Origin of the sequence: Bacillus sp. R86525, assembly GCF_042466195.1 — a bacterium.
GTDB lineage: Bacteria > Bacillota > Bacilli > Bacillales > Bacillaceae_G > Bacillus_A > Bacillus_A nitratireducens.
On sequence record NZ_JAXHPX010000003.1, the window covers coordinates 15,298 to 39,339 of the forward strand.

Below are 24,042 nucleotides of genomic sequence, written 5' to 3' on the forward strand. Positions count from 1 at the left end.
GTTTTGAATGCAGCAGAAAGAGAACGTAGGATAGGAAAACTGGAAGAAGAAATTAATGGCATATGGCTATCTTTATTTATAGGATGTATTATGTATTTGGCGTCATGGTTGGGGGTAGAACCGATGATAAGAACTGTACTAGATGGGGAGAATTTTCCAACTTCTCTTATCGATATTATTTTTAATTATATTATTGGTGCTGCTTTCTGGATAGGGTACATCATTGGAATTATAACTATTTTGAAGAAAAAGAAAGAAATTAGGAGATATAAAAAAGAAAAAACTTCTCCTTCAAAAATTAATATACAAAAAGATGATATAAATCAGAATCCTGTTTATGTGATTGATCATAGCAAGGATACACTAAATCAATATGAAAAAGGGGATAGAGATATGATGAAGCGGGTATTTAACCAAAAAAACATTGTTTCTACTAATTTAGGTAAACAAAACACTAATAAAACGAGAAGTAAAGGAAGTCCAACACGTTCATATAATGGATCTACTCGCCCTTCTAATAGTACAGAAAGTAATGATATTGCTTTAGGTGTTGCGTTAGAAAGTTCAACTTATTCAACAGGGCAGGATAATGATTGCTCTTCTTCCAACAATTCAGGCTATAGTATTTCTAGTTCGGATTCTTCATCAGACGGTGGTTCAAGCTGTGATTAGTTCCTAGTGAAGATTAACAAAGTATAAAACTTGTACTAAAAAGAGCAGCTCCTTAAATGGCTGCTCTTTTTTTATTGGTACAGATTAGCTATAAACAAAGCATATTAGGTATAAAACAGTATGTTTTGTTTGTAATTAATCTCAAAAAAGAAAGGTAATTCAAGAAATATGGGGAGTGGGGATGGAGATATGAATAAAAGAAAAGCATTAATTAGTTTGGCGTACGCTATGGCGCTATATAGCTTAGTAGGTTGTTCGAATTCTACTAATACAGGTACTAAGGCAGCGGAGAAAGAAAAGCCTGCTACAAGTGAAAATAAAGAAGTTACAAATGCTGAAGAGAATTATGAATTAGGCGAAATTAAGATTACGAATAAAGAAAGAAATAAGGAATCAAGGATTGAAGTTTTAGAAGCTCATATCGTAGATGATGGCGTAAGGGGAACTGATCCCCGAAATACAGCCTTACAAGAAGTAATCATTTTACATGATAAGGTACAAGATTGTAATTATCTTTATACATATAGCTCCAGCAGTACGGGATCGGGCTCAGCGACAATGAAAAAGTTAGAGTGCGGCAAGAAAGAGTAAGGTGATTCTATGAAGAAGCTAATAAAAATGATATTTAGTATAGAGTGTCTTGTAATAATACTGATGATAGGGTTTTTGAGTATGGTTTTTATAGGAATGCTTAATACAGCAAAAGAGGATAAAGTAAAATCCCAACAAACTTATGAAAATATTAAAATAGCAGAAGAGTTAATTGCAAAGGAACTAAATAAGGATATTAAAAATATTAAGTTATTTGATAATAGAAATGGCATAGAACTAAATGATCAAAAATGGGTAGAAGAGGACATGAATTGTAATGTCAAAACGGATGATGGAAAGTATAAAGTGTATTTTAATGTCAAAAAAATAATTGATAAAGAAACGAATATCGAAATGTATGCCCCTGAAAATATTGAAAAATTAGTAAGGGAGTAACTTAAAATGGTCAACATTGTTATCATTTCAGGAATTGTTTTTCTAATATTAGTATGCCTGGTTATTTATATCCATTGGCTTGTAAATTAAAGGGAGAGAAGAAGTATGAAAATCAAAGAAACAGATTGTAAATATACGTATTGGGAAGAATCAATAAAACTATTCTATAAAAAACAAGAATTGCAGCGGAGAAGAGATCTAGCTAATAAAGAAAAACGAGAAGGTAAGTAGCATGGAGTCGCAAACAAAGAAGAATACAAGATCAATAACAGGGTTAGTTAAAGTAATAAGCATAATTATCTTTATTGTTGGAGGTCTAGTGTATATAGGAATTAGTTTGGAGGATTATCTTGATAAGAGCAATAAAGAGCATGCTATAAAGATAGAACAAACTCATGAAAATATAAAAATAGCAGAAGGGATGATAGAAAAAGAATTAAATGTTAGTAGCAAATATTTCAAAATGCTTGGTACACGCATTCTTTTATTTGTACCAGAAGATGCAGAACTAAACACTAATACGGATGCATATTGGGTAAGTAAAGATATAACATGTAAAGTGCAAGCTAATGGTGAGAATTATAGCGTTACTTTTGAAACTCAAAAAGTAGATAGTGAAAATGAAGAATTAGAAATGTATGAACCAGTAAAAATTAACAAGATCATAAAGGAGCAGATATAATATGAAAAAATTCTTACTAGGATTTGCTCTTATAGGGCTTGTTGGTTGTGTAGATGTTGATAAGCCGGTAGCAGGGGATTCTGAAGCTGTACAAAAGATTTCAAGTGATAAAGAAGGTATTAAGGTTTTTGTAGATAAAGAGACAGGGTGTGAGTATTTATATAGAAATAGATTTGTTGGAAATGTTACATATGGTGGAATGACAATTAGACTAGATGAACAGGGTAAACCGAAAGGGTGTAAAAAAATCTCTGAGCAAAATTACAACTAAATATGGAGGGTTACAATGTCAGCTTGTATTGAAGGAATTCATGAGAATTATACTTATGGATTCCTTTTTTATTCTAAAAATAAAAGAATTGTTTTGGATGATGGAGTTCAAGAGTACCCAGTAGATGCAGCAGAGGTACTCCTGGAAAAGGACTATGTGTTTGTAGAAGAATTACGGAAACTTGATCCATTAAAAATGCCTGGGCTAAGAGCAAGAATTAAATTACAAATGAATTAAATAGAAATCAAAAGTCTATCAAATTTATGGTAGGCTTTTTAGTTTTATTTAAAAAGGAGTGGTTAAGAGTGCAATATGCAGTAATGGCAATTAGTGACGATTTAAATATATTAGTTGATGCAGTAGAGGTAAGTGCTTTAGATAACTATGCTCAAAAGGAAGATGAAGTTAAAGTTTGTCCTTTAGAAGATGAGGTACAACAATTAAAAGTTGTTTATGGCGTATTTATGCCGCAACCTGATTCTAAAAAAGAAACGATAATTAAACAGGTGAAAGAATCCGTTGGTTATATTATTAGTCATATTGAATTGGAAGAGGAATCTTGCAAAATCGTAGATATGGAGCTAGTAGACATTGAATTATATGAACAGTATGGGAAGGGTACTTATAATCCAAGAGGACAATACATTCCTTTTGCGGCACTAATTCGTACAAATTGTACAATACCACAATTGAAACAGCGAGCTATTACATCATTTTTAAGGTATGGAAATATGGGAGCATTGACCAATGTTTTAAATCGATTCGGTATTTTTTCCATCCGTGATGAGGAAAGAAGAATAAGAAAAAAAGTGACTGTAGAGGGATGGAAAGAGTTTATAGATGAATCCCGTGTTATAAAAATTTTAAATACTCCTAAATGATTTTTTTAGATAAATAAAGCCTTATAGCGCTATGTTGTTATTACTCATATAGACAAGGAGAGATGAAATGTGAACAAGGTGACTATTGAGTTTGGAGAGGGAACAGAGGCTTGGAAGGATATGCAAAAGGTTACAGGGATTTTGATAGAAAGAGGGTATACAGTTGAACCCTATGAGGAAATTGGAACTGTAATATTAACTAAAGAGATTGTCGATGAAAAGTCTGAAGAAGATGAGAGTTCAAAAACATTCAATAAGATTACCAGCAATACACCACTTTAAATAAAGCGCTATGTTACAAGGAGGTTTCTATGGAAGAAAGAGCAAGAAGTCCAACTGATTACTCTCTCTTATATGAGGATAGATCCTCATGGTTGTAAAGAGAGGAGGAATATGATTGTGGTTTAGAAGATCATTTAGTTTATTATTTGTTGTTATGCTACTTTTTGGAAGCTTGGCCGACTTCGTATCAATTGGACATGCAGAAAGCACATCGGATAAGAAACAGGCTCAAGAGAAAAAAACTGAAGATGTGACCGTGCTGCAAGAAAAATCAGATATGGAAAGTATGGGACTTGCTCCAGGTGAAGTAGTTGTAGCAAATGGGAAAAAGGGTAGTGATTTACTTGATTTTGAAGCGTTCATTAAGCCTTCTGACATTGTAGATGGTACAGAACCTTTTGATCCTAACAATGATGCAGGTAATGATGTTAGTCCTAATAACGGTGTTGTAAGAACCTTTGATACTGTAACTTATCCATTAAAGGTAACGATCAACCCGAAAAAACATGACAAGCTGAAAGATATTAAGCTGAGAATCACCGGTACACTGGAAAATGGAATTACCAACAAACGTGTAAATGCAAAATTTGCTGTTGGTGGTAAAGAGGACTTGGAAAGTGGTGTTGTTTCTTTTGATATGGAATACACGTTAAAAGAAACGGGTAACTCTTTAATGATTCCTGTTACTGTTGAAGTACAAGGTGCGGAGCATGGCTTGAAATTGAAGCCTAATATCAATATTCAGGTTGTAAATGTCGATGGGAAAGATATTACAAATGAGGGTATATCACAATCATTTGATGATATTAGTCCTGTTACTACTTCAGGAAAAGTTAATGTGAAGGCTCGTTTTACTGCTTCTTATGGAGGATTACCTAGATTAGATTATAAGGTTTATGATTCAAATGCTAAAAAGGATGACCGTTCTATAATGTATCCAGTTGCATTAGATCTATTTGTTGATAATCTGCCTAATCGTAATGATTTAAGAGGAGCTACATTCCCTATTGGAAAAATTAATTATCATTTTAATTTTTCGGGAAAGGTTGATTGGGATGAAAAATCATTGGGGCAAGAAACACTAGATTTTGAAGGAAGAGATATGCCAATCAAAATCTTTAACTATCAAGCTATTGATAAAATAGTTGATAAAGTACCGCAAGAAAATACGGAAAGTTTTGAGCTTGGTATGAAAGGCTATAAAGATCCTCGTACTGAAACAGCCAATAGCCCAAAATCTTATATACCAAAAGATAAATGGAATGCAAGTGATATTGATAAATACACGATTGATAGTGTATGGGATAGTGGTATAGTACGTCTGAATAAACCTGAAATTACTAAGAATCGTATAGGATATGCGGGAAGTATTGATGATTACGTTATAGGTAGAACATTCCCAACAATGATGTCAAGACCAAACTATCCAGTGATTCCTACATTTGGGAAGAATCAAAAGGCTTTTTCAAGCACACGTTTTTTAATTCATTCGCCAAATGAATATTATTCGTTTGGAAAAAATAATAAACAAAATTTACCTAATAACGTATATTACTATTTGGAATTTGTGATTGATTCTTATGAAGATGGAAAAGGAAATACAATCCCTTACAATACGGTAGGAAGATATACACTTACAGAAAGAAATAATCCAAAGGGATCGTATTCGCTGCAAACTACATTCCACACACCTGAAGGGAAAGAACTTGGTACACCAAACGTTGGGTATAGCGCAGTTTCAAAAGGTGATCCAACTGTTATAGTAGGGCAAAAAGTGAAAATTATAAGCCACTTAAATGTTCGTGCTGTTACTGAGGGTGGAACGACTATGGTTTATAAGTGGAATACAGATTCCTTTGATTTAACAAAAAACGGTGCGGATATTGCCAAGAAAGATATGTTATATCAAGGGTATCCCAACACTACTGGTGGAAGAGATAAAGATGTTAATAAACAAAAAATTTATTTTGGAGTTTCTAAAAAGAATGATAATTCTTTTGAAAAAATAACACAAAATAAAGATGAGGATTATGATTGGTATAGCACATATGATGAAGCTAAAACACATGGTGAAGTAGGAGCTATAAAAAATGATATTCATGCTCTCATGGGTGATGGTGAAGTTGTAGCATATAATATTCCGCTTGATGTTAAAACAAAGACAGTTGGTAGTGTTAACGAAAAAGGTACACCGAACATAGCGGTTACTGATTCGGTTGTATATCCTACAGCTGATAGAAAAGTAGGATATCGTGTACGAGGTGAAGGTAAATATAACAATTTCACTGAATACGATGAAAAAGGAAATGTAACAAAACTTCAGTCTCCTGTAGGAAGTACAGTCAATTTTGAAACGCTAGGCATTATGAACGGTGAAACAAGTAGTGAGGTGAAAACAACCAAAAATACTTATTACAGTTCCGATAATGTTAATGTAACAGTTGATAATTTAGTAAGGCTGCCTGAAGCAATGGACTTTACTTCCCTTGATGAAAAAGTAGAAATGAGAGTGAAAATACCAAAAGGTCTTGATTATGTAGTTGGATCTGCTAAGTACGGTGATCAATATATTGAGCCTAAGATAGAGCAACAAAATGATGGAAGTAATCATTTGATTTGGTATGACACATTGACTCGTGGTAATAAAGCACTAAAAAAAATCAACTTTGAGACTCGTATTAATCCAGTGTTGCTGCCGCAGGGAAACCAGGTAGGACTAGAAATTCAAAATGTAATGAGTAGTTCTATGGATACTAGATTAGAGAAATTTCGAACAAGCTCTAAGAATATTTCAGTTGTGAAAATTGGTATGGTTGGTGTCAGTGAAACAATAGAGAAAGTAACAGGGAAAAAGAACAGTGACTATGTGGTCGGTGTTCAACCATATACCACAATCAAAGATGAGTCACATATAAAGGCACTTACATATGTTCCTAAAAATAAGGATGAAAATGGATCTGCTTTTAACGGTGTTACTTTCTTGAAACAACTAACATTAGAAAATGCCAATAATAAAAACGTTGAAATATGGCTCAATAACAGCTTTGTTGAATCAAATAATCCAAACAAAATTGATTTGAAATCAAATGGTTGGTACAGGTATACAGGAGAGATGGATCTATCAAAAGTGGTCTCTATTTTGCTGTATGTAAATGATTCATTAAGCAGCAGTGATGTGGTAAAAATGAACCTTGTTTACGGAACACATAAAAATGAATTTGGAGATTTTTATGTGAGTAAGACAGTGGTAAACACTTCTGTTGATTACAAATTATCTCCTGTTTCTAACCAGGTAAAATACACAATTGTAGCGGATGCGAACTTGGGACTTAGAAAGATAAGAATTGATACTGCACCTGCTGAGATTGGACTTCCAGTAACCGTACGGTTAGATAAAGATATTGTGTATGAAGATTCAAATAAGAGTGAAGTCGCTGTTAACTTGTATGATAAAGCTGATAAAAAGCTTGTTGGTAGCCAGTTATTTACCATTGGGGAACTACCTGAAGAAATTAAATTCAAAGTAGATCCAAAGTTTTTAAAGAAAAATAATAAGAGAAACTATGAAGTCAGATTTGAAAAAGTAAATAAAGAATCTGTTCATGTTTTAGATGGGAAAGGCAAAGTAGATACAGACGGTTATACCTCTTCTGAAGAAAGTATTAAGGTAAATGCGAAAGAATCTACTGAGTTGAAATATAAAGGCGTTATTATGACGGAGCGTGAAGTCGGAAAAGAGATGGAAATCTTTAATGAAACACTTACAATTCCATTAAAACAGCTGCCTAAACAAAAAACTGGTTATGGTTTTGAGTTAAAACCATTAGTTAGTTATAGCAATGAATTAGCAGTCGCTTATGATGTTAAGGCAAATGCTTTAGTAGATAAGAGATTAATTGATTCTCATTTGAATTATGAGAAAAAAGGAGATCAAATGGTTGTTCCGTTAGAAGAAGCTGAGAAAACAGGCAGCACGGATAAGAAGAACACCGATTTTCTTTTTGAATTGCCACATATTAATGTGGAACAAAAAACGGGTAATTTATTTACAAATCAGCAAGTAAAAGACCATGATCCACGTATTAAGAATGCAATAAAAGATGGAAAGAGAAAGTTATATGTTCCAATTTGGGCAGACCTGGGAGAATATAATGTTTTAATAGCATCAGGAATCCCTATAGGCGCTAATAAGGTTAACTTTGAGGTAACACAACCACTAAATTTATATGCATATATGTACGGAACAATTGGATCTAAAACGCTGAAAGATGATGAATTACTATTAGAACCTGTTGATCCCAAAAATCCTTTCTCAAATGGCAAACCTCCTGGTTGGTCAGATGAAGATGTTGCTTGGTTAAAGCAATAGGAAAGGAGTTGAAAATGTGTGAATGTCCTAACTTATAACTCGGCCAAGAAACAAATTATCTTTATGGCGCTATACTTCGTAATTACAGGAATTGTAATTCGTTTGATTGGATATTCGTTGCAAGGAAGCCTTTCCGCTTTTACACAAGCAGGTATCGGGAATTTATTTTCAGGTAATTTATCACTAGGTGATTTGTTCCACTTTGATTTTAAATTTGATACGAGTCAATTTGATGGATTTAGCTTAAATATGTGGATTGTCTTTGTAAAAGACAAGATCCATAGTGTTGTAAATGATATGATGCCTACTACATTCGGGGCGGTTAACATGCTTATGTTGAACAAATACCTAACGGTAGAACGGGCTATTAAATTAGGAATTAGATTGTATTAAAAAAATAATTAGGTAGAAAAAGAGACGTAATTTAACTATTACGTCTCTTTTTTATATACAAAAATGAAAAATCGAGAGGATTTTGAAAAATGTTAGATCAAAATACGGATCGTAGTTGGTGGATGATTGGAGCAGTAATGTTAGGAGCGGCGATGGTAGGGATAACGATGGTTGCCTTCCCAGAGTTAGGGAACTCGGTAATTGATTTCTTCAAGCAAAAATTAGCATCAGCAAAATAATTTTAAATAAAAAAATGGTTAATGAGAGGGAGATGTAAAGATGTTAGATCAAAATACAGATCGTAGTTGGTGGATGATTGGAGCAGTAATGTTAGGAGCAGCAATGGTAGGAATAACGATGGTTGCCTTCCCAGAGCTGGGGAACTCAGTAATTGATTTCTTCAAACAAAAACTGGCGTCAGCAAAATAACTCTTTAATATGTGGATGTGAAACTATTATCCAGCAAATTAGGGAGAGAAACTTCTCCCTTTATTTGATTGGAAAGGAGTGAAAGAAGTGAAAGAACATCCTTTCATCCTAATGATAATAGTCGTTGGGCTATTTTTAGTCTCTATAGGTGGATATTACTATAGAGAGAATTTTGCTACTGATTCAGTAATGCAAGGGATTACTGAGACGGTCCGAGCAAGTACTATATCCAACATGGATAATAGCTCTCGTATTCAAAATGGAGAGTTATTTCTTTCAAAGGATGATTTTGAAAAAGATTTTAAAAAACGCATTGAATCAAATAAACTTGTGAAAATCAGCGGTAATGCAAAATATGAGTTTAAATATCTAGATAACAAAAACGGATCTGTTAAAGCGATTCGGACTATTATTCAAGATGGTGAAAATACGTATCAAGCGACTTACAAAGTAAGTATTGCAGCATCTTAAAGGGAAGGAGAAAAATATGTTAGAAAAGTTTAAGAACGTAACAGGAAAAACGAAAAAAAATCATTTCGATTTCAACTCTAAAAATTTCCAAAAATCTGTAGAAACTATTCGAAATGATTTAAAAAACAGTAAGGCTGAATTAGTTATAGATGCCATGTTAATAGAAGAAGCAAGACTAGAAATCAAAAAAATCATAAAAAATAATTATGAAGCTCACTTTATGGATTGTGATGAAAACGGTCTGGATGAGGTTTATGAGTATGTTGTATCTGAGATTGTAGGTACGGGTGTTATTGAGAGATTAATTAAAGAGAGACCAGATATTACGGATATATCATACAATGGCAGCCATTTAATTGTAGAATCAAGTGATTATAAAGAAATTTATAAAAATGCTGATCATCAAATTACAGAGCAGTATATAACAAGATTAATTCAGAAATTTGCACATGCAGTTGGAAAGGAGTTTACTCCTAAAAATCCTATTTTTGATGGTGTTTATGGTTCAATTCGTATAAATGCGGTGCATTCGCAAAATACAACGGGTAATTCTACAATGTCATTGAGGATTGTCCGTCCAAAGTTAGCATTAAACGAAAATAATTTTGAAATGTTTGCTCCGAAATTTATATATGACTTTTTTAAAGTAGTCATAGAAAGTAGAAATAATGTCCTTATTTCAGGAGAAACTGGGACGGGAAAAACAGAACTGTTAAAACTATTATTTTCTTTTGTTCGATTTGAACATAAAGCGATTATGATTGAGGATGTACCTGAGACACATGTGAAGTCATTGTTTCCCGATAAAGATGTTTTCAGTTGGCTAACAGGAAATGGAGTTAGTGTTACTGATGAAATAATAGCTGGTCTGCGTAACAATCCACGATGGATTATGATTTCTGAGTTGCGTGGGAGAGAAGCTTATGAAACGATACAAGCGGTATTATCAGGACACCATGTTTTAACTTCCTTGCATTCTGTAGATGCTGAAACATCGCCTAAAAGACTTGTTAACATGTCTAAGATTGGATATCAGGTAGATGAAAAGTCTCTTGAAGAAGATATTATGCGTTACTTTAATTTTGGTTTTCATATTAAACGTATCGTAGTGAAAACAAGAGACAAAGAGGGAAAGCTGATTAATCGAGTGATTCGCTATTTAGCGAAAATAGTAGAATATTCAGTTGAAGGATGCCAGATGGTATTTGAGCAAAAGTATAGAAATGGTAAGTTTACATTCTCTACAGGGGAATTATCAGATGAATTTCATGAGAAATTAGCGGAAGTTGATTTGAGTTATGAACTTCCAAAGTATACAGATGAAATAGCATTTAAAAAGGATCTAGTAATAAGTAGATAAAGGATGTAAAACTTTGAGGAAGGAGGTATAAAGTGTGAAAATCTCCACTTTAAATGCGAAAACACGGAAAAAGAAATTTGTGAATGCTGAAGAGATTAATGCATTCAAGGTAGCATATGGAAAACCTTTAAATAAAAAGGATTATCTTAGACATGCTGCTATTCCAGGTCTAGTTACGGGGGTATTTTCTTTTCTCTTACTCTATATATGGTGGCTTTCGTTGATTTTAGGATTGCTAGGTGCTGTATATGGGCTGAAAGTATTGATGCCTAAGATAATTCAAAGGGCATATGAAAAAGATTCTTTTAGAGAAAGAAATAAGTTTGTCAATAATATGACTTCTCTTTTAGCAAACGAAAGCCAAACGATATTAACATCTTTAAATCGGGCTAGTGATCGGGCGCAAGGGGAACTGAGGGAAGATTTAAAAATATTAATGGCAAATATTTTGGGGGCGGATCAAACACAGGTAATTCAGGCTTTTAAACAATTATCAAATAAATATCGTGAAGATATTACATTTGATCAGTATTTAGAGCAACTTGAAACGTGTGTTTTAGAGGGGAGAACGAACCTGGAAACCTTGAAAGATATTAAAACTCATCATAATGAAACGAAAGAGAAAAAGGATGATTATGATCGTAAAAAAACGGGGCATCTAAAAGATATGAAGATGTTATGTGGTGTAATAGTTGTCTTTGTCCTGGCTATTACTTTCTCTTTTGGTTTTGATACGTATATAACGGCATTTGCTAAGCATCCTATTGGATGGATCACGAGTGGTATTTATATGAGTTTAATGTTTTTATTCTTTAAATCCTTTACTACATACCTTTTTGATGACTCAATAATGGAGGTCAAAGCATGAGGGTAGTAACAGCTAAAAGTAGTAAAAAAAATCGTTATAATCGATTGCTGGCGGAAGAAGATTTATATAGCATATTGGAAGAGATGGGTAATACCAAAAAAATGATTGATAAATTCCAAAAGAAACGCTTTGTACAATCATTTGCTGTGGGGATTTTTGGATTTCTACTAGGATTATTTTTCTCTAGCTGGTGTTATCTATTAGCAATTGGATTACCGGTCTATATGTATCGTTCAAAATATACGCATGTTATGAAGATGTATAATGCTTTTAAATTTGAAAGGCATTTGAATTTCTCTAAATTTACAAGATTATTAATTCCCTATTTAAAGGAATCTGGTGGTTCAGCGAGTTTATATCAAGTGTTTCGAAAGATATTGAATCGGATGGAAAATCCAGTTGATAAAAATTCATTGGCTAAATTAATGTCAGAAATGACAGATAAGCCAAATGATATACAACCTTTCACCGATTATGCTATGCGTTCAAGTGGAAGCGATATGTCAATAAATATCATGCAAACTATTTATGATTTTCAACAAAATTCAAGTGATACGAATGTTATAAATGAGTTAGGACAAATGGCAAGTGCTGAGTTGCAACGAGCAATTGATGAAATTATTGCGTTTAAGTTAAAGCGATTTAATTTCTTCCCTACGAAAATGGTCATGAGTTCATTTATATTGGTAGTAGGATTTGCGGCAGCGGTGTTGGTTCATCACCTATCATCTATTAATCTTTCGTAAATAACAAAGGAGGGTGAAATAAAAATGAGATGGTGTAAATTATGCTAGATGGCGCAATTATGACAATTACAAAATGGTTTATAGGGTTAATGTTAATCATGTTAATGGTTGCAGTAGCCCTTTTTTGTATTCAATTGAGTGATGTAAATTCCTATAAGCAGCAAGTAAATTACCAAATTGAAAGACATGGAGGATTAACAAAAGAATCCGTTCAAAATTTAAAAGAGTACAGTGATAAGCAGTATAAAGGTGCTTTTACTGTCAAAAGCGATCAATTAAATAAAAAAGTAGAATTTGGTGATGTTGTTGATTATCAGGTAGTAGCAAACTTGAAGGTTCTGCTCTTTAATTTACCTGACAAAGAAATGAAATTTAATGGTTCCGCGATCTCGCAAGTACGATAGAGAGTGGGTGTTTAAGTAATGCTTGAAAACAATGTGTTTCGTTTAATGATTTTTATGGGTGGTGTAATGGTGCTCATTGCAATCGTTACGATTTTTTCAGATGGAATACCTGATGTTGAAGAGGCATTCCGACATTTCATCTCTCAAAAAAATACAAAGTATTAAGTAAAGGAGTCAGTTATATATGGCTAAAAGGACTGGTAAAAATGAAAAAGCACCTCATCAGGATGCTGTTGCAGTAGTTTTGAAAAAACAGGGCAAGACATACGAAGAGTGGTCACTAAAAATTGTGAGTGATAAGTGCGTATCTTTACTACAAGGTGGAGAGCCTGAGTGGAGAAATAAGATGTTAGAAGAAGCTGCGGTGGAAGAAATCGCGGCTTTTATTGTTAAACAGGAAAATAACAGGCAATCATCAGGTGGATCTCATGTGAGTTCTGATACTCAAACACGTTCTTAAAGTAACTAACCTGGTTAAAACACTTAAACTATCAAACAACATATAAAAGAAAGAAGGAATTTCAAATGGATTTATTTACTGCGTTTTATATCAAACTATTAACTTACAATGATTTCTTTGACTCTGTGAGTTCTGCTTTAACAAGTTGGTCTGGAAAGTTACAAGGACTTGGTATAGCGGTTATTATATTCTGTGTATGTATTATTGCCTTCATGTTCATGTTCGGCGAAGGGCCGAGCCGTACAGCGAAAAAATGGTTAATGTACATTGTTGTTGGTGGTGTTCTTTTATGGGGAGCAGGAACTTTCGCAAGTACAGTTCAAGGCGTTACATCTGGTTTCTAAGAAAGACACTGAAAGAGAAGCTTACTAATTGTGGGCTTCTCTTTTGTTTTTAAAAAATCCTATACATGAAATGAGGTTAAGAGAGTGTATATTGTAGAGTTTTTACAAAAAGAACAATCAAAAGCTTTCAAAAAGTTTTTAAGGAAGAATAAAGCAGGGAACGGAAAACAACTAGGGTTAAAGGTAGCAGAAGTGTTAATTCAAAGATATATTGAACAAAATCAACAATCTGATCAAGTGCTACTGTTATTGCAAGATATTGAGAATGAAAAGGCGTATGAATTTGAATTACCGGTACAAGTAGGAAGTGAATTTTCTTTACTCAATGCTATTTCAAAAGACCTTGAAAAAGGAACAGATTTTAACTTAGGAATGGAAATTAAACAAGGTATATATGAAAGTTACAGAGCTGAAGAAGGTGGAGCAGTTATAGAACATGAGGAAGGAGCACCTAAAAAGAAAAAAGGTGGCTTGTTCGCTAAATTATTTGGGAAAAAGGAAGAAGTACCACCACATGGTGATAATGAAGTGAAAAAAGAGTTTGCAGGTGTAGAGGAAAATCCTTTTGAAGAAATGCCTATGCATGAATTAAAAAGTAGGGGAACACATCATTTTGAGGATGAAGATATTCAGGGGCTACAAGAACACGCTGCTGCTTTAGTTCAAAAAGAAGATGATGATCCATTTACAATTGAAGAAGAACAAGATGAATTACCTGCAGGAGTGAACTTGGAAAAAGTGGCTGAAGAACTACCATTTCCTACAAATGAAGTTGATTCAGTTCAAAGTATAGAAAAAGAGCTATTTAGTAACGGTTCAGACGTTCAGAAAACAAATCAAGAGCCTGTAATTGAAGCTCAGAACCAAGGTGTAACATTCCCTGATTATGAAGAATATCTGAACCTTAGTGAAGTTGAGACAAAGCAAGAAAGATATGATTCACGATTTACTATCAAGCACTTATTAAGTCGGTTTGGTATGAGTGAGGAAGCAACTACAGGGCTTGAAAAGAAAAAATTACAATATACAAAAAACGTGTTAAGCGGAAAAGATTTTTTGCTAATTCAAGATAAATATTACCAAGAAGTAAATAATTTGAGAGATGAAATCCGTTTGGCTCTTGAAAATATTTATAAAGAAGTCATGATGCGTGATTATCAAAAAGAAGCTGAAGAAAGGCTGCAAGATATTTTTGAACAAGGTTTTCAAACGAGATTAGCAGAGTTAAATGAGTTTGAGAATAAAGAAATGCAAGAAATGCAAAAAAAATTATCTGCATTTACTGAAAAACAAAGACTAGCATTAGAATCTTTTAAATTGCAACAAGAAGCAGAATTGACGGCATATCAAACGGAATTAGAAGGGCGTAAGTACACGTTAGTAAGTGCTTGTGAAGAAGAATTAAAGAAAGAGAATGAAATTGAAAAGAGAAAAGCAACTTTAGAGAAAGTGTATGAGTTGAAAGTAGAAGGCAAAAAAGAGCTGATCGATAAAAAGAACGAGTATTTATCTGATTCTATAGAAATGACAGAACGGATTATGAACGCTGCCAATGAACAACAAGAAGTGGGGTTTGCGGTTTTAGAGGATAAAATTAAGCAGTTAATTCCTGAATGGAAAGAAGAAATTCAAGCAGAGCATGATAAAGAAATGAAAGAACGTCAATTAAAAATAGAAGAAGAAAAGAACAGAATTGAAATAGAAGCGCTAAACTTACAACAAAGAAAAGAGGAAGCGAAAGAAGTAAGAAGCAATGATAGAGAACAGAAGCTATTGAATATCATAGAAGATTTAAAAGAAAAATTATTAAAAGCTCATGCTAACCCAGAACAACAGCCGCCACAACAACCAGTGATGATGTATCCGCAACCTGTACAACAGCCAGTATATATGTATCAACATCCAGTACAACAAGCTCCAATGCAGCCACAGCAACCTGTAATGCAACAACAAACAAAAGTGTCTAAAAAAAAACGGAGAACATTTTTAGCTAGATTAATTGATTCTGAATAGGTGGTTAGTAAGGAGGAAATGCGAACATGGCACTATTAAAATTCAAGCGGAATAAGTACCTTCATCATAATTATAAAATTGATGGTGAAGACCTGCCACAAGAAAAGAATAGGATAAATAAAAAAGCACTCGCAATTTCTTCACTTGCGGTGCTTTTTCCTTTAGGTGGATTGAATTTTGTAGCAGGTACGTACTACGCCATTGTAAATGAATTATCAAAAACAGTTGAAAAGCCAACTATTTTTGATGTGTTTGGTACGGATTGGGAGAAAGGTATTTCAATTAAAAATGTTTTTCTTCCTGTTCTGCCTACAAATATGTACTTGTTTGGCTTATTAGCTTCTACGGTGATGGGTTTTTTGGTGTATTCAAAGGTTAATTATCGAAGTGACGAAAATGTAGCTTATGGTCAAAAGGGGGATAGCCGTTTTACTACAATTGAAGAAATTCAAGAACAGTATAGAGAAATTCCCGAAAAGACGGAAACGTTTGAGGGGTATGGCGGTGTTCCTGTATCACATTATAAGAATAAATATTATGTCGATACAGATACAGTCAATACAGCAATACTAGGGGTTTCTCGTTCAGGTAAAGGGGAAACGATTGTCGTACCAATGATTGATAATTTGAGTAGAGCAAAAAATCAATCAAGTATGGTTGTAAATGATCCGAAAGGAGAATTGTATAGTGCATCTAAAGAGACATTAGAAAAACGTGGGTATGATGTTCAAGTTTTGAATATCTCAGAACCCTTACAAGGAATGTCGTATAACCCTTTGCAGTTAGTCATTGATGCATGGGTGAATGGCGATGACCAAGAAGCGGCTAAACGAGCGAATACATTAACATTCTCTCTTTATAACAATCCGAATGCGGGTGATAATGCGTTCTTTAATACATCTGCACAAAATGCGATTAACGGTATTATTCTCGCTATCGTGGACTATTGTGTGAAGAATAACTGTATTGAAAAGATTACAATGCACAATGTATCTCAAATGCTGAATGAATTAGGTACTTTTTATTATAAAGAGAATCCTGATGATTTTACCGAAAAGAGCGCATTAGATGAATATTTTAAGAACTTACCGCAAGGTAATGTCGCAAAGATGCAGTATGGATCAACTAGCTTTGCAGGAGAAAAAGCAAAGGGGTCTATTCTAGCAACAGCCAATCAAGGGTTACAAACTTTTGCGGATAAAATGTTTGCAAAAATGACTTCGAAATCAAGCTTGGATTTAAAACAAGTAGGTTTTCCTAAAAACCTATTTTTTCAGTTGGATGAAAGATTTTTGAATAAACGTGTAACGGTATCGTTTCATAAGAATAACCGAGAAAAAACGGAAATTTTAAGCTATGAAATTAAGGTGAAAGCCTTAGGTATGTGTAACATGAACTTTGATGAATCCCTAGAAGATGGGGATTTATTACTAATTCGTTATCAAGATGCAGAAAACCCAAAAAAGAAGTACAGATTATTTTATAGCTTACAGTTTGAAAAACTGCTAGATGAAAAGGGGCAAGTTGTTTATCAAAAGAAAGAGGGATGCGGACATAAACCCGAGTATCAGCGTCAAGTCACACTGATTTTAAAAGCTAATACTTTTCCTTTACAACCGAAAGCGAAGTTATCGTATTCCAATAAGCCTACAGCTGTATTTATGATCGTCCCCGACTACGATAAGTCGAATCACGCATTAGCAAGTATTTTTGTTAAGCAGCTGTATACAGAATTATCTATGAATTGTAATGATACAAAGGGTAAAAAGTGTTATAGGCGTGTCCATTTCTTACTAGATGAGTTTGGTAATATGCCACCTATTGATGATATGGGTGGGGTATTAACGGTTTGTGCAGGACGGAATATGTTGTTTAATTTGGTGCTTCAGTCCTATTCGCAAATCGAAAAACTATATGATAAGCAAGCGAAAGAGATCAAACAAAACTGTCAAAATCATCTTTATATTATTTCGACAGATCCTGAAACAATTGAAGAAATTTCAAAACGTGCTGGACATGAAACTATTATTGGAAAATCTTCGAATGAAAGTCATTTGGATGCAGATAACAAGGTAACGAAAAATGCGGACCAACAACGTATCATCTCTCCAGATAGACTATCACAATTTCTAGAGGGAGAAACATTAGTTATTCGTGCACTTCATCGACAAGATTTAAATAGAAAAAAAGTACGTCCGTATCCAATTTTCAATACACAAGAAATGGCGATGCCTTATCGTTGGCAATTTCTATCGAGCTGGTTTGATACTTCAAATGATTTAAATGAAATTGATATTCCTTCCTTACATACAGGATTAGATTTAACAGAGCTATACCTAAACTTCTTGGATTTTATATTAAATCCAGTTGCGAAAAAGGAATATATTAAAAAGCAACAAGCTAATCCTGTAGTGAAAAAAGAGCAAACAGACATTAATGAAGCTATTAAATCACTCATTGGTCTTGTGAAAGAGAAAAGAAATAGAAACGATACAGAAGATATTCAGAAACGACTTGTACAAATGTTATTAGATTACGCAAAACATACCATCGTTCCAAAGACGGAAGAAGTGAAATTTTTAAAAGAACATTCTTCAGATGATGAAATCAAGATGTATTTAGAAAAAATAATGGACATGTTGGAAAAATAATTGATTTGAAATCAAGCAGAAAAGTAGAAAGGTAATGGCTACTATGAAAATGAAAGAATGGATTTTACGAAGTAAGAAAGCTTTAGGTATAGGGGTTTTAGCAGTCGCAATGCTATTTGGAAGTTTCACGTTCACACCGATTGCGTATGCTTTTGATTGGTACAAATTTCTTGGTCTGAAAGATGTGGATACAGAAAAAGCAATTGCCTTTTTAAAAAATGAGTGGATACAATATGCTGATTTTTTAGGTTCTATTTGGCAAACAATTCAAGGAGGGATAATAAAGACATTACTCTATATCGTATCAGCGCTAGAAGGACTAATTCCTGACACTTTTTCCTTTTTCGATGTGCTAAAAGATGCAGGGTTAAATGACTTTGCATCATCTATTATAAAGGGTTTATTCTATGCCTTATTCGTATTAGTTGTCGTATGGCTAGGGATTAGAACAATCATTCAGCATAAGCCCCCACGTTTTAAATCAGTAGGAGTTAACATTATTGTAATGATTGGCTTACTAGGTGGATTAAATGAGTTGATGGCGGATATGCAGAAGATATCCACTGATTTCTTTTCGGAAACGACAAACACTAGTAAAACAAAAGATGGATTAGCTTGGGATTTAGTCAAGCAGAATACAGCTGATCTTATTTATTTAAGTAAAACAGGATTCGATCCAATACGAGGGGAAAAGGAAAATGAACCAGCAATTTCATCTACAGATAATAAACCAAAAAATGGAATGGGAAAGGAAGTCTTCCTTCAAGCAAATTTGGGGGATATAGTAACACCAGAGTCTATAGAAGATTTATCAAAACAGGATGGAATTCCTGAAGAAACGAAATTTTTATCCTATAAAATTACAAATGATGGAGATAAAGAAGTAATAGAAGAAATAAAGAATAGTGTGTTTAATCCATTTAAAGATAAATTTCCAGGGGGCTATGTTCGTTATCCAATGAACTTCGGGACTATATTTTGGGGGTTATTAGCTCTAGGAGTTGCTTATTTATTTACAGTTTTCGTATTTGTGATGACGATATTTGAAATTGCCATGAAGAAAATTATTGCGCCAATTGTATTCGTTACAGATATTGAAACGGGCGAAAAAACAAAAATGGTCATGCAGGATATCTTTAAAGGCTTCTTAGTATTTGCTTTTACAGGTTTAAATTTAAGGTTCTATACAATTATCGTTAACTATTTAGCGGAAAAAAACATCAATGCATTTTTATATATCGTAGCAATGGTTTGTTTAACTGTCGCATTAATTAAAGGATCAGAATCTATCTTAAAATACTTTGGTGTTGATGTTGGATTAAAAGAAGGAAAGAATCACTTAATGGGTATGGTTGGCGGAGCTATGGCAGCCAAAGGAGCTGTAAAGGGCGCTGGTCGTATGTTTAGTGGTGCGAAGAATCTAATGAGTGGTGGAAGTGGACAAACACGAGAGGATACGCCTAAACGCTCTGAAATGGATTCTAATCATGAGGGCGCTGATTCACAAGGAGAACAGAAGAATACTGCTAAAGGCGGCGGTATGCAGACGAAGAAACTTGCTAGAAATACGGGTGCTGCCATGAGTTATGCGGCGAACCGTGGGGTTGGCGGCATGATGAGTGATGCAGGAAATAAAGTGGCTGAGACTGTTGGTGGCGCTGTTGATAAAGGGAAAGAAAAGGTATCAGGCGTTGCGAAAGGTGTATCAGACAGTGTGAAAGGGACTGTATCTGAATTTAAGAGTGGTCAAGCTGAAGGGAAAGAAAAGGCACAAGGAAATGCCGATCGTCAAACGTTAAATACAATAGGTAAAGGTATTCAAAATAACGCAAATGCAGGTATAGAGCCATCTGCTAGCCCTAAGATGGCTAATCGTCCGAATGTAGCTTCTATTTCTAATGAAGGGCAGCAAGGCAATGTAAAAGGCGAAAGACAAACAGCGGAACGAGAGATTGAATTACAAAACAAATTACGAAATATAGGAAGAGAAGAAGCGCAGCAAGGCAATGTAAAAGGTGAAAGACAAACAGCAGAGCGAGAAATCGAATTGCAGAGCAAATTACGAAATACAGGAAGAGAAGAAGCGCAGCAAGGCAATGTAAAAGGCGAAAGACAAACAGCGGAACGAGAAATCGAATTGCAAAACAAACTAAGAAATACAGGAAGAGAAGAAACACAGCAAGGCAATGTAAAAGGCGAAAGACAAACAGCGGAACGAGAAATCGAATTGCAAAACAAACTAAGAAATACAGGAAGAGAAGAAACACAGCAAGGCAATGTAAAAGGTGAAAGACAAACAGCAGAGCGAGAAATCGAATTGCAGAGCAAATTACGAAATACAGGAAGAGAAGAAGCGCAGCAAGGCAATGTAAAAGGCGAAAGACAAACAGCGGAACGAGAAATCGAATTGCAAAACAAACTAAGAAATACAGGAAGAGAAGAAACACAGCAAGGCAATGTAAAAGGTGAAAGACAAACGGCAGAGCGAGAAATCGAAATACAAAATAAATTAAGAAATACGGGAGGTACTGAAGCATCGCAAGGAAATATGAAATCAGGGACACAAACAGTACAGCGTGATGTGAACGTTCAAGATACATTAAGAAATACAGGTGGAACAGGATCAATCAATAGTGATACAAAAGCAGGTGTAGCAACGGTACAGAGAGACGTAAATGTACAAAACAATGTAAGAGGGAGCGAAGCAGTAGATAATACTGTAAGAGCAGGTGCAGCAACAGTACAGCGTGATGTAAATGTACAAAATAATGTAAGAGGTAGCAATGAAGCGACATCAGATGTAAAAGTGGGAGCAACGACGGTACAGCGTGATGTGAATGTGCAAAATAATGTAAGAGGTAGCAATGAAGCGACATCAGATGTAAAAGTGGGAGCAACGACGGTACAGCGTGATGTGAATGTGCAAAATAATGTAAGAGGTAGCAATGAAGCAACATCAGATGTAAAAGTGGGAGCAACGACGGTACAGCGTGATGTGAATGTACAAAACAATGTACGAGGTAGCAATGAAGCGACATCAGATGTAAAAGTGGGAGCAACGACGGTACAGCGTGATGTGAATGTACAAAACAATGTAAGAGGAAGTGAAGCAGTAGATCATACTGTAAGAGCAGGAGCAACGACAGTACAGAGAGATGTAAATGTGCAAAACAATGTAAGAGGAAGTGAAGCAGTAGATCATACTGTAAGAGCAGGAGCAACGACAGTACAGAGAGATGTAAATGTTCAAAACAATGTAAGAGGAAGCGAAGCGGTAGAAAATACTGTAAGAGCAGGAGCAACGACAGTACAGAGAGATGTAAATGTTCAAAACAATGTAAGAGGAAGCGAAGCGGTAGAAAATACTGTAAGAGCAGGCTCAACCACAGTACAACGTGATGTGAATGTACAAGAAAATATAGTAGAAAGAACAAGATCAGGATTAAGACAAAGAGGAAGTAAACAAAATCGGACAGATCAATTACGTAGAAAATGAGATTAGGAGGGTTAGATGTGAAAGTAATTGATATTGCGAAAAAAAGAAGAATTTATTTTGAAATGAAGCAGCAAGAATTACAGGCTAGTATCTTAATAATAATAGCAGGATTTTTTGCTGCCGTTGTTATACTGGTTTTTCAAATAAGTTTTGAATTAGGTCATTTATATCATTACATTGTTACTTTTTCCTTTCTAACTTATTTTTCTCTCCATCTGTACTCGAACAACAAGTTACCAAAAAATAGAGAGAAAGCAAAAGGGATTTTAAGATGAATAACTGGATATTTGCTATCTTGATGTTAGGAGTTGCGATCGTGTTAAGCATGATCGCAACTTTTTTTAAACAGATTTTTAGGTTGTTATTTAGAAGGGGGAGAAACAAAGTTGTTACAAATAGAAGAGATTCAATCACCTAGAGAAAAAATCTTAAGTTTAATAGCTGAAGAAGGGATAAAAATAAAAGAAAGTTTTACTTTTTCCTTAGTACATCCATTTACAGGGGGATGTTTAAATGGGATACATGATTTTGAAGGAATGCAGAGGAATTGTAAGGGTGAAAGAAGGCCCTATACATTAATCGTACCTCAATTCACTGATTTAGATGAAAAAGAGCAAGCGATAGATTTAGCTTATTTATGGGGACAGTACCTTCTTATGAAAGATAAGCCATGGTGGCTAGAGATTTTTCATTCAGACTCATACTTGGTGAAAAAACTAGGATGGAGAAAGGCAAAAGAAATTTGTCTTAAACAGGAGATTATAGAAGCGCCACGAAAATGTTTTAAATTCTTTGAAGTAAACGATCAAGAATTTGAAAAAAGAAGGAAACTTTCATTAAGTGGATCAAATCGACCATTGCTTGATGGAATAAAGATAATAGGGAAATTTTCAGGTTTGTTATTCAATATTTATCTCCGTATCCTAATGATCCTCTTAGTTATTTGGGGATTACAATTTTCAGGAGCTATGCAGTATATTCCTTTCAAATCATTTGTTTTTAGTGAAAAATTATTTGGAATAGGAAATGAACATTATGTATTAAGTGGACAAGAAATTATTAGTGTTTCAAGTAGTTTATACCTCGTAGTACTAATGTGTTATATGATTTTCGAAGGATTTAAGGCTCTTGGAAGTAAACCGTATAAATAACTTTTGTAAGGATAAGAAATGAGTGAATATAGTATGGAATTATAAAATGGAGGTGAACACCAATGGAAATGATGCGTAATCCTAAAAATACAAAGCAAGAAATTAAATTAGCCTTCTTTTATATCGTTGATGGAGCAATCATAGTTCTAATGTTAGTTCTAGCAAGTTATATGCCGAAGGTTGTTCCAGTCGGAGGATTTGGAAGAATTATGTTTTATGTGCTGTTTGGGGCGTTTGGGTTGTTCTTATGTATTAAACCTCATAACAGTCCTACAAACAGAAATATATTTGTGATTTTGGATATGTTGAAGATGGACAATAAAAACTATCATCCAATTGAAGTAAATACCATAAGTAGCGAAACAAAAAAGAAATAGGAATGAAAGGAGAGTGCAGATATAGTGCTCTCTTTTTTTATATCTCATGAAAGGAAAGATGAAGATGAAAGTTGCGACAGTTGAATCTAAAAAAGTAAACCGAAAGAGACAAGTTGAGTCAGAGAAGAGTAATGGAAAACAAAGTTTTATTTCAACGATCTTTGCTTCTTTTAAAAATACGGATGCATCAATTGTTGATGTTGCACCCTATAAACGACTGGAACAAAAAACAGGAGTCTTAGTGGATCATAGAGACAATTTGCAGGTGTATTTAAAGGTAAAGACAACGGACTTACTTTCTATGAACCAAGATGATTTAAAACGATTTATGAATCAGTTAACTAGTTTATGTCGTGTGTATCATGAGCCATTCAAGGTTTTGTCTCTAACGTATTCTACGGAAACAACAGAACAACAGGTGTACTGGAAGCGCATGGCGCTACGATTTCAAGGGAGAATGAGTCAGGATGTGTCAGAAAAGAAGGAAGAACACTTATGGTATCAACGTTACAGTTTAGCAATTGAAAATTTAAATCGGGTACTGTGGGTAGAAAAGAATTTAAAGGAATTGGCGTTCTTCATTGTTGTGTATGCAAAAAATGAAACAGAGTTAGTGAAGAATGTGAAGGACATGAAGCGCTATGGTGGACGTCAATTTAATATGCAGAATATGAAAGCAAAAGAAGTTGAGAAGCTGATCTTTAAGCTACAAAACATGAATTCAGAAATGTAAAA

The 24,042-nt window shown here is 34.2% G+C and carries 28 protein-coding genes; all 28 read left to right on the forward strand.

Going from position 1 to position 24,042, the window contains the following annotated elements; genetic code table 11:
- The first annotated feature begins 3 nt into the window (after positions 1 to 3).
- Positions 4 to 672 (forward strand): hypothetical protein, encoded by a 669-nt coding sequence (locus tag SJY24_RS00700; protein WP_377863377.1) that lies wholly within the window; start codon positions 4 to 6, stop codon positions 670 to 672.
- A 189-nt stretch (positions 673 to 861) separates the two neighbouring features.
- On the forward strand, positions 862 to 1,263 hold the full coding sequence (locus SJY24_RS00705) for a hypothetical protein (protein WP_377863378.1): 402 nt from the start codon (positions 862 to 864) through the stop codon (positions 1,261 to 1,263).
- A gap of 9 nt (positions 1,264 to 1,272) precedes the next feature.
- Positions 1,273 to 1,659: a hypothetical protein gene (locus tag SJY24_RS00710; RefSeq protein ID WP_377863379.1), complete on the forward strand. Its 387-nt coding sequence runs from the start codon at positions 1,273 to 1,275 to the stop codon at positions 1,657 to 1,659.
- Positions 1,660 to 1,764: 105 nt separating this feature from the next.
- Positions 1,765 to 1,890, forward strand: a complete 126-nt coding sequence (locus tag SJY24_RS00715) for a hypothetical protein (RefSeq protein ID WP_265176846.1) — start codon at positions 1,765 to 1,767, stop codon at positions 1,888 to 1,890.
- A gap of 1 nt (position 1,891) precedes the next feature.
- A complete protein-coding gene (locus SJY24_RS00720) occupies positions 1,892 to 2,341 on the forward strand; it encodes a hypothetical protein (protein ID WP_377863380.1) in 450 nt (149 codons plus the stop codon).
- Between the two features lies 1 nt (position 2,342).
- Positions 2,343 to 2,612, forward strand: a complete 270-nt coding sequence (locus tag SJY24_RS00725) for a DUF6440 family protein (RefSeq protein ID WP_377863381.1) — start codon at positions 2,343 to 2,345, stop codon at positions 2,610 to 2,612.
- Positions 2,613 to 2,627: 15 nt separating this feature from the next.
- On the forward strand, positions 2,628 to 2,849 hold the full coding sequence (locus SJY24_RS00730) for a hypothetical protein (protein ID WP_377863382.1): 222 nt from the start codon (positions 2,628 to 2,630) through the stop codon (positions 2,847 to 2,849).
- Between the two features lie 68 nt (positions 2,850 to 2,917).
- Complete coding sequence (locus SJY24_RS00735) at positions 2,918 to 3,493, forward strand: hypothetical protein (protein ID WP_377863383.1); 576 nt, start codon at positions 2,918 to 2,920, stop codon at positions 3,491 to 3,493.
- 69 nt (positions 3,494 to 3,562) lie between these two features.
- Entirely contained in the window at positions 3,563 to 3,775 is a 213-nt protein-coding gene (locus tag SJY24_RS00740) for a DUF8088 domain-containing protein (RefSeq protein WP_377863384.1), read from the forward strand.
- A gap of 115 nt (positions 3,776 to 3,890) precedes the next feature.
- Positions 3,891 to 8,144 (forward strand): fusion protein (includes pXO2-28-29-30), encoded by a 4,254-nt coding sequence (locus tag SJY24_RS00745; protein ID WP_377863386.1) that lies wholly within the window; start codon positions 3,891 to 3,893, stop codon positions 8,142 to 8,144.
- 18 nt (positions 8,145 to 8,162) lie between these two features.
- Positions 8,163 to 8,537, forward strand: coding sequence for a hypothetical protein (locus tag SJY24_RS00750; RefSeq protein WP_137057409.1), 375 nt, complete (start codon positions 8,163 to 8,165; stop codon positions 8,535 to 8,537).
- Positions 8,538 to 8,626: 89 nt separating this feature from the next.
- A complete protein-coding gene (locus SJY24_RS00755; RefSeq protein WP_002198600.1) occupies positions 8,627 to 8,776 on the forward strand; it encodes a hypothetical protein in 150 nt (49 codons plus the stop codon).
- 40 nt (positions 8,777 to 8,816) lie between these two features.
- On the forward strand, positions 8,817 to 8,966 hold the full coding sequence (locus SJY24_RS00760; protein WP_002198600.1) for a hypothetical protein: 150 nt from the start codon (positions 8,817 to 8,819) through the stop codon (positions 8,964 to 8,966).
- 87 nt (positions 8,967 to 9,053) lie between these two features.
- Positions 9,054 to 9,437, forward strand: a complete 384-nt coding sequence (locus SJY24_RS00765) for a hypothetical protein (RefSeq protein WP_264541488.1) — start codon at positions 9,054 to 9,056, stop codon at positions 9,435 to 9,437.
- A gap of 16 nt (positions 9,438 to 9,453) precedes the next feature.
- The gene (locus SJY24_RS00770; RefSeq protein WP_377863387.1) at positions 9,454 to 10,797 is read left to right on the forward strand and encodes an ATPase, T2SS/T4P/T4SS family; all 1,344 of its coding nucleotides are present in this window, start codon (positions 9,454 to 9,456) and stop codon (positions 10,795 to 10,797) included.
- A gap of 34 nt (positions 10,798 to 10,831) precedes the next feature.
- Entirely contained in the window at positions 10,832 to 11,665 is an 834-nt protein-coding gene (locus SJY24_RS00775) for a hypothetical protein (protein WP_377863388.1), read from the forward strand.
- The gene (locus tag SJY24_RS00780) at positions 11,662 to 12,411 is read left to right on the forward strand and encodes a hypothetical protein (protein ID WP_137057405.1); all 750 of its coding nucleotides are present in this window, start codon (positions 11,662 to 11,664) and stop codon (positions 12,409 to 12,411) included. The genes SJY24_RS00775 and SJY24_RS00780 overlap by 4 nt, the downstream gene beginning before the upstream one ends.
- A gap of 41 nt (positions 12,412 to 12,452) precedes the next feature.
- Positions 12,453 to 12,815 carry a hypothetical protein gene (locus tag SJY24_RS00785; protein WP_137057404.1) on the forward strand — a complete coding sequence of 121 codons (363 nt, stop codon included), beginning with the start codon at positions 12,453 to 12,455 and terminating at the stop codon, positions 12,813 to 12,815.
- Between the two features lie 18 nt (positions 12,816 to 12,833).
- Positions 12,834 to 12,980, forward strand: a complete 147-nt coding sequence (locus tag SJY24_RS00790; protein ID WP_377863389.1) for a hypothetical protein — start codon at positions 12,834 to 12,836, stop codon at positions 12,978 to 12,980.
- Positions 12,981 to 12,999: 19 nt separating this feature from the next.
- A complete protein-coding gene (locus tag SJY24_RS00795; RefSeq protein ID WP_377863390.1) occupies positions 13,000 to 13,275 on the forward strand; it encodes a hypothetical protein in 276 nt (91 codons plus the stop codon).
- Between the two features lie 65 nt (positions 13,276 to 13,340).
- Positions 13,341 to 13,619, forward strand: coding sequence for a TrbC/VirB2 family protein (locus SJY24_RS00800; protein ID WP_377863391.1), 279 nt, complete (start codon positions 13,341 to 13,343; stop codon positions 13,617 to 13,619).
- Between the two features lie 84 nt (positions 13,620 to 13,703).
- Complete coding sequence (locus tag SJY24_RS00805) at positions 13,704 to 15,632, forward strand: coiled-coil domain-containing protein (protein ID WP_377863392.1); 1,929 nt, start codon at positions 13,704 to 13,706, stop codon at positions 15,630 to 15,632.
- A 26-nt stretch (positions 15,633 to 15,658) separates the two neighbouring features.
- A complete protein-coding gene (locus SJY24_RS00810; protein ID WP_377863393.1) occupies positions 15,659 to 18,283 on the forward strand; it encodes a VirD4-like conjugal transfer protein, CD1115 family in 2,625 nt (874 codons plus the stop codon).
- A gap of 34 nt (positions 18,284 to 18,317) precedes the next feature.
- A complete protein-coding gene (locus SJY24_RS00815; RefSeq protein WP_377863394.1) occupies positions 18,318 to 21,779 on the forward strand; it encodes a pLS20_p028 family conjugation system transmembrane protein in 3,462 nt (1,153 codons plus the stop codon).
- Positions 21,776 to 22,054 carry a hypothetical protein gene (locus SJY24_RS00820; protein ID WP_085313522.1) on the forward strand — a complete coding sequence of 93 codons (279 nt, stop codon included), beginning with the start codon at positions 21,776 to 21,778 and terminating at the stop codon, positions 22,052 to 22,054. Before SJY24_RS00815 ends, SJY24_RS00820 begins: the two co-directional genes overlap by 4 nt.
- 111 nt (positions 22,055 to 22,165) lie before the next feature.
- Entirely contained in the window at positions 22,166 to 22,930 is a 765-nt protein-coding gene (locus tag SJY24_RS00825) for a hypothetical protein (protein ID WP_000939229.1), read from the forward strand.
- A 62-nt stretch (positions 22,931 to 22,992) separates the two neighbouring features.
- Positions 22,993 to 23,307, forward strand: coding sequence for a DUF5592 family protein (locus tag SJY24_RS00830; protein ID WP_085313519.1), 315 nt, complete (start codon positions 22,993 to 22,995; stop codon positions 23,305 to 23,307).
- A 64-nt stretch (positions 23,308 to 23,371) separates the two neighbouring features.
- Complete coding sequence (locus tag SJY24_RS00835) at positions 23,372 to 24,040, forward strand: hypothetical protein (RefSeq protein WP_085313525.1); 669 nt, start codon at positions 23,372 to 23,374, stop codon at positions 24,038 to 24,040.
- The last annotated feature ends 2 nt before the right edge of the window (positions 24,041 to 24,042 follow it).

What these genes read in the sequence shown, in the direction of transcription:
- SJY24_RS00725 (WP_377863381.1), top strand. Translation starts at nt 2,343, where the DNA reads ATGAAAAAATTCTTACTAGGATTTGCTCTTATAGGGCTTGTTGGTTGT.
- SJY24_RS00835 (WP_085313525.1), top strand. Translation starts at nt 23,372, where the DNA reads ATGAAAGTTGCGACAGTTGAATCTAAAAAAGTAAACCGAAAGAGACAA.
- SJY24_RS00795 (WP_377863390.1), top strand. Translation starts at nt 13,000, where the DNA reads ATGGCTAAAAGGACTGGTAAAAATGAAAAAGCACCTCATCAGGATGCT.
- SJY24_RS00830 (WP_085313519.1), top strand. Translation starts at nt 22,993, where the DNA reads ATGGAAATGATGCGTAATCCTAAAAATACAAAGCAAGAAATTAAATTA.
- SJY24_RS00730 (WP_377863382.1), top strand. Translation starts at nt 2,628, where the DNA reads ATGTCAGCTTGTATTGAAGGAATTCATGAGAATTATACTTATGGATTC.
- SJY24_RS00810 (WP_377863393.1), top strand. Translation starts at nt 15,659, where the DNA reads ATGGCACTATTAAAATTCAAGCGGAATAAGTACCTTCATCATAATTAT.
- SJY24_RS00710 (WP_377863379.1), top strand. Translation starts at nt 1,273, where the DNA reads ATGAAGAAGCTAATAAAAATGATATTTAGTATAGAGTGTCTTGTAATA.
- SJY24_RS00780 (WP_137057405.1), top strand. Translation starts at nt 11,662, where the DNA reads ATGAGGGTAGTAACAGCTAAAAGTAGTAAAAAAAATCGTTATAATCGA.
- SJY24_RS00705 (WP_377863378.1), top strand. Translation starts at nt 862, where the DNA reads ATGAATAAAAGAAAAGCATTAATTAGTTTGGCGTACGCTATGGCGCTA.
- SJY24_RS00760 (WP_002198600.1), top strand. Translation starts at nt 8,817, where the DNA reads ATGTTAGATCAAAATACAGATCGTAGTTGGTGGATGATTGGAGCAGTA.
- SJY24_RS00755 (WP_002198600.1), top strand. Translation starts at nt 8,627, where the DNA reads ATGTTAGATCAAAATACGGATCGTAGTTGGTGGATGATTGGAGCAGTA.
- SJY24_RS00800 (WP_377863391.1), top strand. Translation starts at nt 13,341, where the DNA reads ATGGATTTATTTACTGCGTTTTATATCAAACTATTAACTTACAATGAT.
- SJY24_RS00790 (WP_377863389.1), top strand. Translation starts at nt 12,834, where the DNA reads ATGCTTGAAAACAATGTGTTTCGTTTAATGATTTTTATGGGTGGTGTA.
- SJY24_RS00815 (WP_377863394.1), top strand. Translation starts at nt 18,318, where the DNA reads ATGGCTACTATGAAAATGAAAGAATGGATTTTACGAAGTAAGAAAGCT.
- SJY24_RS00715 (WP_265176846.1), top strand. Translation starts at nt 1,765, where the DNA reads ATGAAAATCAAAGAAACAGATTGTAAATATACGTATTGGGAAGAATCA.
- SJY24_RS00785 (WP_137057404.1), top strand. Translation starts at nt 12,453, where the DNA reads ATGCTAGATGGCGCAATTATGACAATTACAAAATGGTTTATAGGGTTA.
- SJY24_RS00720 (WP_377863380.1), top strand. Translation starts at nt 1,892, where the DNA reads ATGGAGTCGCAAACAAAGAAGAATACAAGATCAATAACAGGGTTAGTT.
- SJY24_RS00770 (WP_377863387.1), top strand. Translation starts at nt 9,454, where the DNA reads ATGTTAGAAAAGTTTAAGAACGTAACAGGAAAAACGAAAAAAAATCAT.
- SJY24_RS00820 (WP_085313522.1), top strand. Translation starts at nt 21,776, where the DNA reads ATGAGATTAGGAGGGTTAGATGTGAAAGTAATTGATATTGCGAAAAAA.